We start from the raw sequence: 17,669 nt of genomic DNA on the forward strand, positions 1-17,669 counted from the left end.
GAGACAACAACGAGTCAGGGGAAATGATGAAAACGATCGGTCTGTTAGGCGGTATGAGCTGGGAATCTACCATTCCTTATTATCGACTCATTAATGAAGGGGTAAAACAGCGTCTGGGTGGTCTGCATTCGGCACAGATTCTGTTGCACAGCGTGGATTTTCACGAGATTGAAGTCTGCCAGTCAAGCGGTGACTGGCAGCGAGCCGGTGAGATCCTCGCGCAGGCCGCCACAGGGCTACAGCAAGCCGGGGCGCAAGGAATTGTTTTGTGTACCAATACCATGCACAAAGTTGCAGAGGCGATTGAAAGCGCCTGTGATGTGCCGTTTCTGCATATTGCTGACGCGACGGGGCGGGCGATACAAAAGCAGCAGATGAACAACGTGGCGCTACTGGGTACGCGTTACACCATGGAGCAGGATTTTTACCGCGGGCGTTTACAGACTGAATTCGGCATTAGCACGTTGATCCCTGAAGCTGATGATCGTCAGAAAATAAACCAGATTATTTTCGATGAGCTGTGTCTCGGTGAATTCAGCGAGGCTTCCCGCGATTATTACCTGGGCGTCATCGACCAACTGGCGAAACAGGGGGCGCAAGGGGTGATCTTTGGCTGTACCGAGATTGGTCTGCTGGTTCCCACCGAGCTAAGCCCACTACCGGTTTTCGACACCGCGGCAATCCATGCGCAAGATGCGGTGGCGTTTATGCTTTCGGCTGTGGATGCAAAATAGCCTCCAGCGGGTCAATAAGCCTCGGTAGATGGGCCTGCAGATGCGCCGTAAAAGCATCAACCAGTGCCGAGGCGGGGCGATGAAGCGGGTGAATCAGGCTGACTGTAAAGGGTACCGAAATACTGAAGCGGCGGATAACGACTCCGCTGCTGGCGTAATCCAGCGCGGTAAGTGGGTTCACCACCGAGATCCCCACGCCTGCCCGTACCATTGCACAAATTGAAGCGGCGCTATGGGTTTCAATCACCATGCGGCGCTTCACCTGGTGCTCATTAAACAGGGTATCCAGTAGCTGACGGTAGCTGTCGGTGCGCGACAGGCTGATGTAGTTTTCTCCCTGAAAATCCTGCGGCGTTAACACCGCTTTCTTAGTCAGCGGATGGCCCTGCGGCAGCACGCACACTTCATCCAGCGCCAGCAATTCGGTGCGTTTCGTTCCGGCAGGCGTATGCAGCGTTTCCGTTAACCCCAGATCGTGGCGCTGCGCCGACAGCCACTCTTCCAGCAGCGGTGACTCCTGCGGCACTATCTGAATATTGACCTGTGGATAGCGTGCGAGGAATGGCTGCAGCAGCGGCGGTAAAAAAGACTGTGAGAATACCGGCAGGCAAACAATCGACAATTCGCCCTGACGAAACTCGCGCAGGCTTTCGGCGGCGCTCACAATTCTGTCCAGGCCATACCACGAACGTTGCACCTCTTCAAACAGACGTAACCCTTGCACGGTTGGGTGCAGTCGGCCACGCGTACGTTCAAACAGCGTTAATCCCAGCACTTTCTCGAATCGGGCCAGTTCCCGGCTGACGGTGGGCTGCGAGGTATGTAGCATGCGCGCGGCTTCTGTCAGATTGCCTGCCGTCATGATGGCGTGAAAAATTTCGATGTGTCGCAGGTTAACGGCGGGCATGGGCAATCCTCAAATGAATCAATCCATATCATTTTTGCATAGACTCACGATAAAACGATATTTTTTATTCTTTTCGGGCTGTGGCGTAATCATAAAAAAGCCAATACCGGAGCACACCATGCCACGCCCACTCAATAGTACTGACACTGACCTGACCGCCGACAACCTGCTGCGCCTGCCTGCCGAATTCGGCTGCCCGGTGTGGGTCTATGATGCGCAGATTATCCGCGGGCAGATTGCCAAATTGAGTCAGTTTGACGTGGTGCGTTTCGCCCAAAAGGCATGTTCGAATATTCATATTTTGCGCCTGATGCGCGAGCAGGGCGTGAAGGTTGATTCAGTCTCGCTTGGCGAAATTGAACGTGCGTTGGCGGCAGGCTTCGTACCGGGGAAAGATGAAATCGTCTTTACCGCCGATATGATTGATGAAGCGACGCTCGCGCGGGTGCATGAATTGCGCATTCCGGTAAATGCCGGGTCGGTGGATATGCTGGAACAACTGGGCCAGGTCTCGCCGGGCCATCGCGTGTGGCTACGCGTAAACCCTGGCTTTGGGCATGGGCACAGTCAGAAAACCAATACCGGCGGCGAAAACAGCAAGCACGGGATCTGGTATAGCGATCTTCCCGCGGCGCTGGAGGTGATTCAGCGCTATAAGCTGAAGCTGGTGGGGATTCATATGCATATCGGCTCCGGCGTGGACTATGCGCATCTGGAGCAGGTGTGCGGTGCGATGGTGCGCCAGGTGGTTGAATTTGGCCAGGATCTGGAGGCGATCTCCGCGGGTGGCGGTTTATCAATCCCGTATCGCGAAGGCGAAGAGGCGATCGATACCGATCACTACTTTGGATTGTGGAACGCTGCGCGTGAACAGATTGCTAAACACTTGGGTCACCCGGTCGCGCTTGAGATAGAGCCGGGTCGTTTTCTGGTCGCGGAAGCTGGCGTGTTAGTGGCGCAGGTACGTAGCGTAAAAGAAATGGGCAGCCGTCACTTTGTGCTGATCGATGCGGGCTTCAACGATCTAATGCGCCCGGCCATGTACGGTAGCTATCACCATATCTCAGCGCTGTCAGGAGATGGTCGCTCTCTGGAGCACACACCGCAACGGGAAACCGTGGTAGCCGGGCCGCTGTGCGAATCTGGCGACGTGTTTACCCAGCAGGAAGGCGGAAATGTGGAAACCCGTCTGTTGCCTGCGGTGGTGCCGGGCGATTATCTGGTGCTGCATGATACCGGGGCGTACGGCGCGTCAATGTCGTCAAACTACAATAGCCGTCCGCTGCTGCCGGAAGTTTTGTTCGATAACGGCGTGGCGCGGCTGATTCGCCGTCGCCAGACCATTGATGAGCTGTTAGCGCTGGAATTAATCTGATTACAGCGTTGTGAAATGCCGGATGACGCTACGCTTATCCGGCCTACGAGATTAACTGCGGGGCCTGTAGGCCGGATAAGGCGCTTGCGCCGCCATCCGGCATTTGATTACTTAAAGTATGGCCCGAGCGTTACTGAGTCACGTAGTACCAGTTTGCCGGTAAACGGTGGGATTGGCTCGACGCTCTCGCCGTTGGCCAGCCGAATAGCCTGGTCGATTGCCGTGGTTATCATGGTATCAATCGGTAGATAAACGGTAGACAGCCCCGGCTCCAGCCATTTGGCGCTGGGCGCATCATCAAAACCAAACAGTGAGACGTCCGTTGGGATCCTTAGCCCGGCTTGATGTAACGCTTTTGATGCGCCTAATGCCATGTCATCGTTACAGGCGAACAGGGCGCTAAATTTTACCCCTTCCTCCAGCAGTTCACGGCAGGCCTCATAGCCTCGCGTCATCGTGGAGTCGCCGTATTTGACCTTATCGGGATCCCAGGGAATACCGTTTTTTTCCAGCGCCTTACGATACCCCATCAGGCGGGATTTACCGGTAGGCGTATGGCCTGGCACAGTGATACAAGCAATATCGCTATGGCCCTGGGAGATCAGGTAATTGACCGCCTGATAGGCCGCGTCTTCCTGTTCAAAGAAAATTGCGCGATCGCGGGCCTGGCTGACATCACGGTTGATGACCAGCAAGGGCATAGCAATGCTGTTCATCAACGACATAATCGCCTTTTCACTCATATAGCGGGTATAGAGAATAATGGCGTCGCACTGCCTGTCCGCCAGCATTTGCACGGCTTCCTGCTCACGCTCTGGTGTGTCGTGGCCGTCGGTGACGATCAACTGCTTGCCGTGAGATTCCGTCTGGCGTGAAGCCTGTTGCAGCAGGCGGCCAAAGTAGAATCCATCAAATGTGGAAACTACCAGACCAATGCTGTTGCTGGTGCGGTTTGCCAAAGAGCGCGCTAAAAAATTAGGCCGATAATCAAGTGCCTGCATGGCCTTAAACACTTTCTGGCGCGTGCTCTCTTTTACCTGACCCGTGCCATTCAGTACGCGCGAAACGGTCGCTTTTGAGACGCCTGCGTGTCGTGAAACGTCCAACATCGTAGTCATAACGCTATCCTGGTTATTCGTTTGACGATGAATTCCCCGGCTCTGTCAGCGTCGAAACGGAATGGCGACGCACCAGAGTTGGGTTAAAAACGTGGGTAATTTCAGGCACGGGACGCTTCTCCGCCAGCGCGAGCGCCAGTTCGGCAGCCTGGGTTGCCATCGTCACGATCGGGTAGCGCACCGTGGTCAGACGCGGGCGCACGTAGCGGGAAACCAGCACATCATCAAAACCAATCAGCGAGATTTCTCCCGGCACATCAATGCCGTTATCATTCAATACGCCCATGGCACCAGCCGCCATTGAGTCGTTGTAGCAGGCTACCGCAGTGAAGTTTTTGCCACGGCCAAGTAACTCGGTCATGGCCTGCTCACCGCCACTTTCATCCGGTTCACCAAACGTTACCAGTCGATCGCTGACAGGAATATTGCTCTCTGCCAGCGCGTCGTAATAGCCTTGCAGACGATCTTCCGCATCTGAAATCGTGTGATTGGAGCACAGATAGCCAATGCGTGTATGGCCCTGCTGAATGAGGTGTCGGGTTGCGAGCCATGCGCCGAAACGGTCATCAAGGGCAACGCAGCGTTGTTCGAATCCCGGCAGAATTCGGTTAATCAATACCATGCCGGGGATTTGCTTCATGAGTGATGCTAGCTCAGCATCCGGGATAATTTTTGCGTGGACAACAAGGGCTGCGCAGCGGTGGCGAATGAGCTGTTCAATCGCCTGTCGTTCCTTCTGTTCGTTATGGTAGCCGTTACCAATCAGTAAAAAATTACCGGTGTTATACGCCACCTGCTCGACAGCTTTAACCATTGCCCCAAAAAATGGATCGGACACATCACCTACCACCAGACCGATGGTTTCAGTGGATTGTTGTGCCAGCGCACGCGCATTGGCGTTGGGGTGGTAGCTGAGTGATTCCATTGCACTCGTTACGGCCAGGCGCGATGCTTCGCTGGCTTTAGGGGAATCATTAATCACTCGAGAAACGGTGGCGACTGATACACCAGCTAGTCGGGCTACATCCTTTATGGTCGCCATGATAGTACCTGTTGTGGGTAAACGCTTACATTCCGTCAGTGTTACGGAAAATGGCTGGCTGTTCAAGCAGATTGCCCGTCAGAACGTCGCAAATGTGAGCGCACACGAGCGAAGTAAGACAGAAAATAGAAAATGCTAATTTTTGCTTACACTTTGCGATGTGCTGTTGCGATTGTTCGCTGGTGAGGGAACTGAGCAGATTGCTAGAGTTGAGATCCCAGAGGTATTGATAGGTGAAATCAACTTTCGGGTTGATCACTAGAATTACACCAGCCTGCGCAGATGCGCAGGTTTTTTTTTACCTTCAGCCTATCTGTAACAGTAACCGATAATTTACACAACTCGTTGCATTTGGGTTCATTCCTTTGCGTTTTCGCACTGGCGTATCTGGCTGCTGACGACCACAATCAAGATCCCAGAGGTATTGATTGGTGAGATTATTCGGTACGCACTTCGTACCTGTCTCTTGCACCAACCTGCGCGGATGCGCAGGTTTTTTTTCGGATTGTATTTACCAGTTACCTGTCGCGCCCATTCCCCAACTCGTATACTCTCCCACCATTGATGTTTATATAATTAATGGCACAGGGAGTTGAGATGCTATTTGGCTTTTTTCGTAATCTGTTTCGCGTGCTTTTCCGCGTTCGCGTCACGGGCGATGTCAGCGCGCTACAGGGAGAACGCGTTCTAATCACTCCCAACCATGTCTCATTTATAGACGGCATCCTGTTGGCGCTCTTTTTACCGATTCGTCCCGTCTTCGCTGTTTACACCTCGATCAGCCAGCAATGGTATATGCGCTGGCTAACCCCGTTGATTGATTTCGTACCGTTAGATCCATCCAAACCGATGTCGATTAAACATCTGGTTCGTCTGGTCGAACAGGGCCGTCCGGTGGTTATTTTCCCGGAAGGACGTATTTCGACGTCCGGTTCGTTAATGAAAATTTATGACGGCGCGGGGTTTGTTGCCGCAAAGTCTGGGGCGACGGTCGTTCCTGTGCGCATTGAAGGCGCGGAGCTTTCCCGCTTTAGCCGCCTGAAAGGTTTGGTTAAACAGCGATTCTTCCCGCGCATCCGCTTACATATCCTACCGCCGACACAACTGCCGATGCCGGAAGCACCGCGTGCTCGCGATCGCCGCAAAATTGCCGGAGAGATACTGCATCAAATTATGATGGAAGCACGCATGGCGGTTCGTCCGCGTGAAACGCTATACGAGTCGCTGCTGGCGGCGAAATACCGTTTTGGCGCAGGCAAAAACTGCATTGAAGATGTTAACTTTACCCCGGACAGCTACCGCAAGCTGCTGACAAAGACGCTCTTTGTGGCCCGTATTCTGGAAAAATACAGCGTCGAAGGTGAAAAAATCGGCCTGATGCTGCCAAACGCGGGGATCAGCGCGGCGGTTATTTTTGGCGCCATTGCGCGTCGACGCATTCCGGCCATGATGAACTACACCGCGGGCGTGAAAGGATTAACCAGCGCCATTACTGCGTCTGAAATCAAAACGATCTTCACATCCCGACAGTTTCTCGATAAAGGCAAACTCTGGCATTTACCGGAACAACTCACCCAGGTGCGTTGGGTTTATCTGGAAGACTTAAAAGCTGATGTGACCTTTAGCGATAAGCTGTGGATTTTCTCACATCTGCTGGCACCGCATCTGGCGCAGGTGAAGCAGCAGCCGGAAGACGCTGCGGTGATCCTCTTTACTTCTGGCTCAGAAGGCCATCCGAAAGGTGTGGTTCACAGTCATAAAAGCATTCTGGCGAACGTTGAGCAGATCAAAACGATTGCCGATTTCACCGCCGATGACCGTTTTATGTCGGCGCTGCCGCTGTTCCACTCCTTTGGCCTGACGGTGGGATTATTCACGCCGCTACTGACTGGCGCAGAAGTGTTTCTTTATCCCAGCCCGCTGCATTACCGCATTGTGCCAGAGCTGGTATACGACCGGAACTGCACCGTGTTGTTTGGTACTTCAACGTTCCTCGGCAACTATGCGCGTTTTGCGCATCCGTACGATTTCCACCGCCTGCGCTATGTGGTGGCGGGAGCGGAAAAACTTCAGGACAGCACAAAGCAGCTGTGGCAGGAGAAATTTGGCCTGCGCGTTCTTGAAGGCTATGGCGTGACGGAATGTGCGCCGGTTGTGTCGATTAACGTACCAATGGCGGCAAAATCGGGAACGGTAGGGCGCATCTTGCCTGGTATGGATGCTCGACTGTTGGCCGTTCCGGGAATTGAGGACGGTGGGCGTTTACAGCTGAAAGGTCCTAATATTATGAGCGGCTATTTGCGCGTCGAAAAACCTGGCGTGCTGGAAGTGCCGACAGCAGAGAATGCGCAAGGTGAGATTGAGCGCGGCTGGTATGACACCGGAGACATCGTGCGCTTTGATGAAAACGGCTTTGTACAGATTCAGGGGCGCGCTAAGCGTTTCGCTAAAATTGCCGGAGAGATGGTTTCGCTGGAAATGGTTGAGCAACTGGCGTTGGCGGTATCCGCAGACAAAATGCACGCCACGGCGATCAAGAGTGATGCCAGCAAAGGTGAGGCGCTGGTGCTGTTCACTACCGACAGCGAGCTGACACGTGAAAAACTACAGCAGTATGCGCGGGCGCACGGTGTACCTGAACTCGCCGTACCGCGTGATATTCGCCATCTGAAGCAACTCCCCTTACTCGGCAGCGGTAAGCCGGATTTTGTTACGCTGAAAAGCTGGGTCGATGAGCCGGAAAAACAACATGAGTGAGTCAGTGCACACTAACACTTCAATCTGGTCCAAAGGGATGATGTCCGTTATCGCCGCGCAGTTTCTGTCGGCGTTTGGCGATAATGCGTTGCTGTTTGCTACGCTGGCGTTGCTGAAAGAACAATTCTATCCGGACTGGAGTCAGCCAATCCTGCAAATGGTGTTTGTGGGCGCTTACATTCTGTTTGCTCCCTTTGTGGGACAGGTGGCGGATAGCTTTGCCAAAGGCAGAGTGATGATGTTCGCGAACGCTCTGAAACTGCTGGGCGCGGCGAGTATTTGCTTCGGCATTAATCCGTTTCTTGGGTATACGCTGGTGGGGATCGGCGCGGCGGCATATTCACCGGCCAAGTACGGCATTCTCGGTGAACTGACTACCGGCGACAAACTGGTGAAGGCTAACGGCCTGATGGAAGCCTCCACCATTGCCGCGATTTTGCTCGGTTCTGTCGCCGGCGGCGTTCTGGCCGACTGGCACGTGATTGCCGCGCTTTCTGCCTGTGCCCTGGCCTATGCTGGCGCGGTGGTGGCTAACCTGTATATCCCGAAACTGGCCGCGGCTCGTCCTGGCCAGTCCTGGCATCTGGGGAAAATGACGCGCAGTTTCTTCTGTGCTGCTTCATCGTTGTGGCGCAACGGTGAAACACGCTTCTCGTTGGTGGGAACCAGCCTTTTTTGGGGCGCGGGTGTTACGCTGCGTTTTCTGCTGGTGCTGTGGGTCCCGGTGGCGCTCGGCATCACCGATAACGCCACGCCGACCTACCTCAATGCCATGGTAGCGATCGGGATTGTGGTCGGTGCGGGTGCGGCAGCGAAGCTGGTAACGCTGGAAACCGTTTCGCGCTGTATGCCTGCGGGGATCCTGATTGGCGTCGTGGTGCTGATTTTCTCTCTTCAACATTCGCTGCTTCCGGCCTACGCATTGCTGATGCTTATCGGCGTGTCGGGTGGCTTCTTTGTGGTACCGCTGAATGCGTTGCTGCAGGAACGGGGTAAGAAAAGCGTCGGCGCGGGTAATGCGATAGCGGTGCAAAACCTGGGCGAAAACAGCGCGATGCTGTTGATGCTCGGTATTTACTCACTGGCGGTGCTGGTGGGGATCCCGGCTGTTGCGATTGGTATTGGATTTGGTGCGCTGTTTGCGCTGGCGATTGCGGCGCTGTGGATTTGGCAGCGCCGCCATTAGTCTGTTGTATGCTGATGCCGGATGGCGGCGTTGCTTTATCCGGCCTACAGGATGCTCACTTTGTAGGCCTGATAAGCGTAGCGCCATCAGGCGCTAACTGTTACGGTGCAGGATAGGTATACACCTGATGCACCGCTTCAATCTCCGCCAGTATTTCTTCGCTCAACTCCAGATGCAGACTTTCAACGTTGGTTTTTAGCTGCTCCATCGTCGTGGCGCCCAGCAAAGTGCTGGCGACAAACGGCTGACGACGCACGAATGCCAGCGCCATTTGCGCAGGATCCAGATTATGGCGTTTCGCGATATCCACATAGGCCGCAACGGCTTTCTGCGTCTGCTCGCCGCTGTAGCGCGTGAAACGACTAAACAACGTATTGCGTGCACCGGCAGGTTTCGCGCCGTTCAGGTATTTCCCGGTTAACGTACCGAAGCCCAGGCAAGAGTAAGCCAGCAGCTCAACGCCTTCATACTGGCTCACTTCAGCCAGTCCAACCTCAAAGCTGCGGTTCAGCAGGCTGTAGGGGTTCTGGATGGTGGCGATGCGTGGCAGATCGTGTTTGTCCGCCAGGTGTAGATAGCGCATCACGCCAAACGCGGTTTCATTAGAAACGCCGATGTAGCGAATTTTCCCGGCGCGCTGAAACTCGGCCAGTGCGTCCAGCGTATCGAGAAGGGAAATGACCGGCGCGGAGTCTGTCCAGCTGTAGCCTAACTTACCAAAACAGTTGGTCGGGCGCTGCGGCCAGTGAACCTGATACAGATCCAGATAATCAGTTTTCAGTCTTTTCAGGCTGTCGTGCAGCGCTTCACGGATATTTTTACGGTCCAGCGCCTGATTCGGTCGAATGCCGCTGTCGTTGTTACGTGATGGTCCGCTGACCTTAGACGCAACGATCAGCTTTTCGCGGCTGCCGTGTTTGGCGAGCCAGTTACCTACGTAGGTTTCGGTGAGACCCTGGGTTTCAGGACGCGGCGGTACCGGATACATCTCGGCAACGTCGATCAAATTAATGCCCTGTGCTACGGCATAATCGAGCTGTGCATGTGCGTCGGCTTCGCTGTTTTGTTCACCAAACGTCATTGTGCCCAGCCCCAGTGTACTGACTTCCAGCGAGCTGTGGGGTATACGGTGATATTGCATAGCCGTTTCCTTTTTATAATCACGACATAAGGATTATAAAAATGGCTGAGGGAAGAGAAAAAGGGAAGTAAAATTGTTAAGGCCAGCGCGCTGCTGACCTCAACCATCAGCGTTCAATGATTTGAGACACATCATCGCGGTTAATCTGCATCGCATTGCCCTGCTGGTCGTGATAGCTCACCAGACCGGTATCATCGTCAATTTCTGGTTTTCCATCGGTCAGGATCATTCGACCATCTTTTGTCGCCATTACATAATCGCTGCTGCATCCGGAAACGGCAAAAGCCAGTCCTACGGCGGAAATCAAAACTGCCCATTTTTTCATCTGCTTATCCTCACATGGCCTGCGTCTGACAATAGTTTAGTAATAACGCGAAGTTGTGCAGGGTGAAAGCAGTAAAATCTTAAACTGTGAGAAGGGGTAGGTGTGGCTGGCATTCGCTCCCCTTGCGGGGAGCGATGGATTTCATCAGAGCGGATTTTTTTTATTACGCCACAGGTTCAGGGTCTCTACCGCGATAGAGAAGAACATGGCGAAATAGATATATCCTTTCGGAACGTGGACGTCGAAACTTTCCAGAATCAGCGTAAAACCGACCAGAATCAGAAACGAGAGCGCCAGCATTTTTACCGAAGGGTGGCGATCGACAAACTCACCAATCGGGCGAGCAGCAAACATCATCACGCCTACGGCAATCACCACCGCCGCCATCATGATAAACAGATGATCGGACAAACCAACCGCAGTAATCACGGAATCCAGACTGAAGATAATGTCTAACAACATGATCTGTACAATCGCGCCCAGGAAAGAAGATACGCGGGTTTTTAACCCCTCTTCCTCACCTTCAATGGATTCGTGGATCTCTTTACTGGCTTTCCAGATCAGGAACAATCCCCCCAGCAGAAGGATCAGGTCGCGTGCTGATATCGCCTCGCCAAACAGCTCGAATAACGGGTTTGTCAGCCGCGTTACCCAGGCGATAGAAGCCAGCAGTGCCAGACGCATGATCATCGCCGCCGCCAGCCCAATACGTCGGGCATGATTGCGTTGCGCTGTCGGGAGTTTGGCTACAACCAGAGAAAGGAAAATAATATTGTCGATCCCAAGAACGATCTCCAGCAGCGTCAGCGTACCGAGCGCAAGCCAGGCGTTAGGATCGGTTATCCATGCAAATAACATCGAACAAAGTCCTGCCAAAAAAAAGAAGCGGTAATTATAGGCCCGTAACGCGGCGGGTGAAAGGCCGGACGGTGCCTATTGCGCCTGGAACAAGAAATGTCGCTCAAGCAATGCGCGGGTGAAGTTCTTTTTCAGGTAAAAGCCGCGTGGCAGGGTCAGGATGGGTTCGCCGTTGGCGCCAATGGCCTCGGTAAGCGCGCGGGCGTTGGCGGCTTTAGGACGCAGTTGCAGTACTTCCCCATGGCGAGCGGTGATGCGTTCGACATGTCCTAACACAATCATGTCCATTAACTCTTCCCAGTCCAGACGCAATTGCCGGTCTTCTTCTTCATTCGGGCTCCACAGCAGGGGAGAGCCGACGCGGCGCTCAGCCAGAGCAATGCTGCGTTCGCCTTCTACCGGGATCCACAGAACACGTTTGAGTTTGTGCCGTACATGGCTGGTTTCCCAGGTGACACCGGTATTGCCGGTTAACGGCGCCACACACACAAAGGTGGTTTCCAGCGGTCTGCCAAGACTGTCCACAGGGATCGTTTTCAGCTCCACGCCCAGCGCCGCAAAATCCTGCTCTGGTTTACTGCCCGCGCTGGCACCGAGCCAGATTTCCAGCAGGACGCCAATCCAGCCTTTATCGCGCTTAAGATCCTTCGGCGTAACGATTCCCGCCATTGCCGCTAATTCTCCTAACGCGTAGCCCGAAAGCTGCCGTGCCTGGCTCAGCAACTGGGCTTCAGATTCAGGGGGAGAAAGTAACGGACGGAGTTCTGGCATCGGGTTAACCCTTAGGTGAAAAAATGAGCAATGATTTTATACCGTGTGGACAGAGTTTATCTTTTTCCACATGCTTTATTCAATTCTATGATTTATATTGGTTTTTAGATTCACGTTCGCAGAGTTGCGCAACAGCGAAGCGGGTTTTCCAATTCTGGTCACTGACAATGAACAGGATCTTACACCATGTTATCCACAGAAAGATGGGATAACTGTGAAAAACCCCCACTACTGTTTCAATTTACAGCCTTGACGTGCGACGAAAATCGAATTTTCACACAAATTGTGCCTAACTTATTGGCATAATCTGTGGATAAAACCAACGCTGGTCGATCTTTCATCAGCGTGAAGATTGTATGCGTGATGCACATCACATTTCTGTGTGTTTATCTGCGTGGATCGGTTTTAACTTTATGAATGTATAAGAGTATTTTTGATATGTGACGAATGTCTTATTCGGACTGTTCTGGGTTTTCCCATAGTAATTCCGTACTTCTTCACAACTATATCCACAGAAAAGGTGAATAAAATCGCCTTGCTTGCCCTTCTTCTGTTTATAACTCGGCCTTTAACTGTGAGTTATTCAATTGTTATTAGAATATCGCACCCTTAACAGAGTGGTTTACCGCCCCTCAGGAGTGTGAAACAATCGTTTGTATATAAGGTTTATGTTGAGGTAGTCCGGTGATTGATGACGATGGCTACCGCCCGAATGTAGGGATAGTAATTTGTAACCGCCAGGGGCAGGTCATGTGGGCCCGGCGATTTGGTCAGCACTCCTGGCAATTCCCACAAGGTGGGATCAATGCAGGAGAGACAGCAGAGCAGGCGATGTACCGGGAACTCTTTGAAGAAGTGGGTCTCAGTCGTAAAGATGTACGGATCCTTGCTTCTACTCGTAACTGGTTGCGTTACAAGTTACCGAAACGTTTGGTGCGTTGGGACACAAAGCCGGTTTGTATCGGCCAGAAACAAAAATGGTTTCTTCTGCAATTGGTCAGCAGCGATGCTGAAATCAATATGCAAACCAGCAGTACACCTGAGTTCGACGGCTGGCGCTGGGTGAGTTACTGGTATCCGGTTCGACAGGTGGTGTCATTTAAACGCGATGTCTATCGCAGGGTGATGAAAGAATTCGCAAGTGTTGTCATGGCGCTTCAGGAGAGCACTCCTAAACCGCAAAGCGCACCTGCGTACAGACGTAAAAGAGGTTAAGCTACGCAAATTATGCTCACCCGCCTGCGCGAAATAGTCGAAAAGGTGGCCAGTGCTCCGCGTCTGAACGAAGCGCTGAATATACTGGTTACCGACATCTGTCTTGCGATGGATACAGAGGTCTGTTCGGTTTATCTGGCCGATCACGATCGACGTTGTTATTACCTCATGGCGACCCGGGGACTAAAAAAACCACGTGGTCGCACTGTCGCACTCGCGTTTGATGAAGGTATCGTTGGCCTGGTTGGCAGGCTGGCGGAACCTATCAACCTCGCCGATGCGCAAAAACATCCCAGCTTTAAATACATTCCTTCGGTAAAAGAAGAGCGTTTTCGTGCATTCTTAGGCGTACCGATCATTCAGCGTCGCCAGCTTTTAGGTGTGCTGGTGGTGCAGCAGCGTGAACTGCGTCAGTACGATGAAAGTGAAGAGTCTTTCCTCGTCACGCTCGCCACGCAAATGGCGGCCATACTTTCGCAGTCGCAGCTAAACGCGCTGTTCGGCCAGTACCGTCAAACGCGCATCCGTGCGCTGCCTGCCGCTCCCGGTGTGGCAATAGCCGAAGGTTGGCAGGATGCGACGCTGCCGTTGATGGAACAGGTCTACCAGGCTTCAACGCTGGATCCTGTGCTTGAACGCGAGCGACTGACCGGTGCGCTGGAAGAGGCGGCGAACGAATTCCGCCGCTACAGCAAGCGTTTTACCGCTGGGGCGCAGAAAGAAACGGCGGCGATCTTTGATCTTTACTCGCACTTGCTTTCCGATACCCGTCTGCGCCGCGAGCTGTTTGCGGAAGTGGATAACGGTTCGGTGGCCGAGTGGGCGGTTAAAACGATCATTGAAAAGTTTGCCGAACAGTTCGCCGCGCTGAGCGATAACTACCTCAAAGAGCGGGCCGGAGATTTACGCGCGCTGGGCCAGCGTCTGCTGTTCCACCTTGATGACTCTATCCAGGGGCCGAATGCCTGGCCGGAACGCTTTGTGCTGGTGGCGGATGAACTTTCAGCAACCACGCTGGCGGAGCTTCCTCAGGACCGGTTAGTTGGCGTGGTTGTCCGGGACGGCGCAGCCAACTCTCATGCGGCAATTATGGTGCGTGCGCTGGGTATCCCTACCGTTATGGGGGCCGATATCCAGCCGTCGGTGCTGCATCGCCGTACGCTGGTGGTGGACGGTTATCGCGGTGAACTGCTGGTCGATCCGGAACCGGTATTGATCCAGGAATACCAGCGTCTTATCAGTGAAGAAATTGAGCTGAGCCGCCTGGCGGAAGACGACGTCAACCAGCCAGCACAGTTGAAAAGCGGCGAGCGCGTGAAGGTGATGCTCAATGCGGGCCTCAGCCCAGAACATGAAGAAAAGCTGGGTAGCCGAATCGACGGCATTGGCCTGTATCGCACCGAAATTCCGTTCATGCTGCAAAGCGGTTTTCCTTCGGAAGAAGAACAGGTTGCGCAGTACCAGGGTATGCTGCAAATGTTTAACGACAAGCCGGTGACCCTGCGTACGCTGGATGTCGGCGCCGATAAACAGCTGCCCTACATGCCGATCAGTGAAGAGAACCCGTGCCTTGGTTGGCGAGGGATCCGCATAACGCTCGATCAGCCGGAGATCTTTTTGATCCAGGTTCGCGCTATGCTGCGTGCGAATGCGGCAACCGGAAACTTGAGCATTTTGCTGCCGATGGTAACCAGCATCGATGAAGTGGACGAAGCGCGACGTTTGATTGAACGCGCCGGACGCGAAGTGGAGGAGATGATCGGTTACGAGATCCCGAAACCGCGCATTGGCATCATGCTGGAAGTTCCGTCGATGGTGTTCATGCTGCCGCATCTGACAAACCGGATAGACTTTATCTCGGTTGGAACCAACGACCTTACCCAGTACATACTGGCCGTCGATCGTAACAACACACGGGTAGCCAGCATTTATGACAGCCTGCATCCGGGGATGTTGCGTGCGCTGGCGATGATTGCGCAGGAAGCCGAAAGAAGCGGTATCGATTTGCGCCTGTGTGGTGAAATGGCGGGCGACCCGATGTGTGTGGCTATTCTGATCGGTCTCGGTTTCCGTCATTTGTCGATGAACGGTCGTTCTGTCGCTCGCGTAAAATATCTGCTGCGCCATATCGATTTTGATGAGGCGCAAACGCTGGCGCAGCGCAGCCTGGAGGCACAGATGGCAACAGAAGTACGCCATCAGGTAGCGGCCTTCATGGAGCGTCGTGGCATGGGGGGCTTGATTCGCGGGGGATTGTAGGTCTGACAAGCGTAGCGCTATCAGGTATTACGGGGGATAGAGATTACCTATACAGATCTTTTACATCTTCCCGGCATCCGCTTCTAACCCCTTGTGCTATCATTCGCACCTTTGGAGCGCCTGCATTATGCAGGCGCGCTTATCAATTGCTGTCTGACTTCAGCGAAATAACAAGAACTTGTGGTGACAGATGACCAGTAGCTATCTGCATTTTCCGGATTTCGATCCGGTCATTTTCTCAATCGGACCCGTCGCGCTTCACTGGTACGGCTTAATGTATTTGGTGGGGTTTATTTTCGCGATGTGGCTGGCGACGCGCCGCGCGAATCGTCCGGGCAGTGGCTGGACCAAAAATGAAGTAGAAAACTTACTGTATGCGGGCTTCCTCGGGGTTTTCCTCGGTGGGCGTATTGGTTACGTACTGTTCTATAACTTCCCGTTATTCCTCGATAATCCCCTGTATCTGTTCCGCGTCTGGGACGGCGGTATGTCCTTCCACGGTGGACTTATCGGTGTGATCCTGGTGATGATTATCTTCGCCAAACGCACTAAGCGTTCGTTCTTCCAGGTTTCTGATTTCATTGCCCCGCTGATTCCGTTTGGCTTGGGTGCAGGGCGTCTGGGCAACTTTATCAACGGTGAGCTGTGGGGACGCGTTGACCCGAACTTCAAGTACGCCATGCTGTTCCCGGGCTCCCGTACCGAAGATATTTTACTGCTGCAAACTAACCCGCAATGGCAGTCTATTTTTGATACCTACGGCTCGCTGCCACGCCACGCCTCACAGCTTTATGAGATGGCGTTGGAAGGCGTTGTGCTGTTTATCATTCTGAACTTGTACATTCGCAAACCGCGCCCGATGGGTTCGGTGTCCGGTCTGTTCCTGATTGGTTATGGCGCGTTTCGTATTATTGTTGAATTCTTCCGCCAGCCGGATGCGCAGTTTACCGGCACCTGGGTACAGTACATCAGCATGGGGCAGATCCTCTCTATCCCGATGATTGTCGCAGGCATTATTATGATGGTTTGGGCGTACCGCCGCAGCCCACAGCAACACGTTTCCTGAGGAACCATGAAACAGTATTTAGAACTGATGCAAAAAGTGCTGGATGAAGGCACACAGAAAAACGACCGTACCGGAACCGGAACGCTTTCCATTTTTGGTCATCAGATGCGTTTTAATCTGCAGGAAGGGTTCCCGCTGGTTACGACTAAACGCTGCCATTTACGCTCGATCATTCATGAGCTGCTGTGGTTCTTGCAGGGCGATACTAACGTTGCCTACCTGCATGAAAACAACGTCTCAATCTGGGACGAATGGGCGGATGAAAACGGTAATTTAGGCCCGGTTTACGGCAAACAATGGCGCGCGTGGCCTACGCCAGATGGTCGCCATATCGACCAGATCACCACCGTGCTAAACCAGCTGAAAAATGATCCGGACTCTCGCCGCATTATCGTTTCCGCATGGAACGTCGGTGAGCTGGATAAAATGGCGCTGGCACCGTGCCATGCGTTCTTCCAGTTCTACGTGGCGGATGGCAAGCTCTCCTGCCAGCTGTATCAGCGTTCGTGCGATGTGTTCCTCGGCCTGCCGTTTAACATTGCCAGCTACGCTTTGCTGGTACACATGATGGCGCAGCAGTGCGATCTGGAAGTGGGTGATTTTGTCTGGACCGGCGGCGACACGCACCTGTACAGCAACCATATGGATCAAACTCATCTGCAGCTTAGCCGTGAACCGCGCGCGCTGCCGAAACTGGTTATCAAACGTAAGCCTGAATCAATCTTTGACTATCGCTTCGAAGACTTCGAAATTGAAGGCTACGATCCGCACCCGGGTATTAAAGCACCGGTAGCTATCTAACCTGTTTCATGCTGTCACAACCGACGCCCATGTGCGTCGGTTTTTTTTTGTCTCAAATCGCGTTCTTCGGCGTGGATTCCTGAAATATTGCAACGGCCTGTAACGCGCTAAATA

The 17,669-nt window shown here is 53.3% G+C and carries 15 protein-coding genes; 8 read left to right on the plus strand and 7 right to left on the minus strand.

From position 1 onward, the window contains the following. Window positions 1-26: 26 nt before the first annotated feature. Window positions 27-734 carry an aspartate/glutamate racemase gene (locus C2U43_RS05165; RefSeq protein WP_032944864.1) on the plus strand — a complete coding sequence of 236 codons (708 nt, stop codon included), beginning with the start codon at window positions 27-29 and terminating at the stop codon, window positions 732-734. On the opposite strand, the gene C2U43_RS05170 is transcribed toward C2U43_RS05165, so the two are convergent. Further along, on the minus strand, window positions 706-1,641 hold the full coding sequence (locus tag C2U43_RS05170; RefSeq protein ID WP_008785717.1) for a LysR family transcriptional regulator: 936 nt from the start codon (window positions 1,639-1,641) through the stop codon (window positions 706-708). The two genes, C2U43_RS05165 and C2U43_RS05170, sit on opposite strands and share 29 nt — an antisense overlap. A gap of 118 nt (window positions 1,642-1,759) precedes the next feature. On the opposite strand from C2U43_RS05170, the gene lysA reads away from it, so the two are divergent. Next, window positions 1,760-3,016: a diaminopimelate decarboxylase gene (gene lysA / locus C2U43_RS05175; protein ID WP_103284760.1), complete on the plus strand. Its 1,257-nt coding sequence runs from the start codon at window positions 1,760-1,762 to the stop codon at window positions 3,014-3,016. A gap of 107 nt (window positions 3,017-3,123) precedes the next feature. Here the strand turns inward: lysA and C2U43_RS05180 are convergent, their stop codons facing one another. Together C2U43_RS05180 and galR are read right to left on the minus strand one after the other, a co-directional pair. Then, a complete protein-coding gene (locus tag C2U43_RS05180) occupies window positions 3,124-4,134 on the minus strand; it encodes a LacI family DNA-binding transcriptional regulator (RefSeq protein ID WP_008785715.1) in 1,011 nt (336 codons plus the stop codon). Window positions 4,135-4,147: 13 nt separating this feature from the next. Continuing rightward, on the minus strand, window positions 4,148-5,176 hold the full coding sequence (gene galR, locus C2U43_RS05185) for an HTH-type transcriptional regulator GalR (RefSeq protein ID WP_048215625.1): 1,029 nt from the start codon (window positions 5,174-5,176) through the stop codon (window positions 4,148-4,150). A 597-nt stretch (window positions 5,177-5,773) separates the two neighbouring features. Between galR and aas the strand changes: the two genes are divergently transcribed. Both aas and lplT read left to right on the plus strand, forming a co-directional pair. After that, window positions 5,774-7,933, plus strand: coding sequence for a bifunctional acyl-ACP--phospholipid O-acyltransferase/long-chain-fatty-acid--ACP ligase (gene aas / locus C2U43_RS05195; protein WP_103284761.1), 2,160 nt, complete (start codon window positions 5,774-5,776; stop codon window positions 7,931-7,933). Further along, a complete protein-coding gene (gene lplT / locus C2U43_RS05200; protein ID WP_008785713.1) occupies window positions 7,926-9,119 on the plus strand; it encodes a lysophospholipid transporter LplT in 1,194 nt (397 codons plus the stop codon). Before aas ends, lplT begins: the two co-directional genes overlap by 8 nt. A 100-nt stretch (window positions 9,120-9,219) precedes the next feature. On the opposite strand, the gene C2U43_RS05205 is transcribed toward lplT, so the two are convergent. The 4 genes from C2U43_RS05205 to mutH all read right to left on the minus strand — a co-directional run bounded on the left by C2U43_RS05205 (window position 9,220) and on the right by mutH (window position 12,214). After that, window positions 9,220-10,260, minus strand: coding sequence for an NADP(H)-dependent aldo-keto reductase (locus C2U43_RS05205; RefSeq protein WP_103284762.1), 1,041 nt, complete (start codon window positions 10,258-10,260; stop codon window positions 9,220-9,222). 106 nt (window positions 10,261-10,366) lie between these two features. Continuing rightward, window positions 10,367-10,585: a lipoprotein YgdR gene (gene ygdR, locus C2U43_RS05210; protein ID WP_000758660.1), complete on the minus strand. Its 219-nt coding sequence runs from the start codon at window positions 10,583-10,585 to the stop codon at window positions 10,367-10,369. Window positions 10,586-10,729: 144 nt separating this feature from the next. Next, complete coding sequence (locus C2U43_RS05215; RefSeq protein WP_003033961.1) at window positions 10,730-11,443, minus strand: TerC family protein; 714 nt, start codon at window positions 11,441-11,443, stop codon at window positions 10,730-10,732. 75 nt (window positions 11,444-11,518) lie between these two features. Beyond that, on the minus strand, window positions 11,519-12,214 hold the full coding sequence (mutH, locus tag C2U43_RS05220; protein ID WP_103284763.1) for a DNA mismatch repair endonuclease MutH: 696 nt from the start codon (window positions 12,212-12,214) through the stop codon (window positions 11,519-11,521). Between the two features lie 684 nt (window positions 12,215-12,898). On the opposite strand from mutH, the gene rppH reads away from it, so the two are divergent. The 4 genes from rppH to thyA all read left to right on the plus strand — a co-directional run bounded on the left by rppH (window position 12,899) and on the right by thyA (window position 17,555). Continuing rightward, window positions 12,899-13,429 carry an RNA pyrophosphohydrolase gene (gene rppH / locus C2U43_RS05230; RefSeq protein ID WP_003825602.1) on the plus strand — a complete coding sequence of 177 codons (531 nt, stop codon included), beginning with the start codon at window positions 12,899-12,901 and terminating at the stop codon, window positions 13,427-13,429. A 12-nt stretch (window positions 13,430-13,441) separates the two neighbouring features. Further along, window positions 13,442-15,688, plus strand: a complete 2,247-nt coding sequence (gene ptsP, locus C2U43_RS05235) for a phosphoenolpyruvate--protein phosphotransferase (protein ID WP_003825604.1) — start codon at window positions 13,442-13,444, stop codon at window positions 15,686-15,688. A gap of 190 nt (window positions 15,689-15,878) precedes the next feature. Beyond that, entirely contained in the window at window positions 15,879-16,754 is an 876-nt protein-coding gene (gene lgt / locus C2U43_RS05240) for a prolipoprotein diacylglyceryl transferase (protein ID WP_003825606.1), read from the plus strand. 6 nt (window positions 16,755-16,760) lie between these two features. Beyond that, on the plus strand, window positions 16,761-17,555 hold the full coding sequence (gene thyA / locus C2U43_RS05245) for a thymidylate synthase (RefSeq protein ID WP_003033990.1): 795 nt from the start codon (window positions 16,761-16,763) through the stop codon (window positions 17,553-17,555). Window positions 17,556-17,669: the final 114 nt, after the last annotated feature.

It is taken from the genome of Citrobacter freundii complex sp. CFNIH9 (genome assembly GCF_002903305.1).
In the GTDB taxonomy this organism is placed as follows: Bacteria; Pseudomonadota; Gammaproteobacteria; order Enterobacterales; family Enterobacteriaceae; genus Citrobacter; species Citrobacter portucalensis.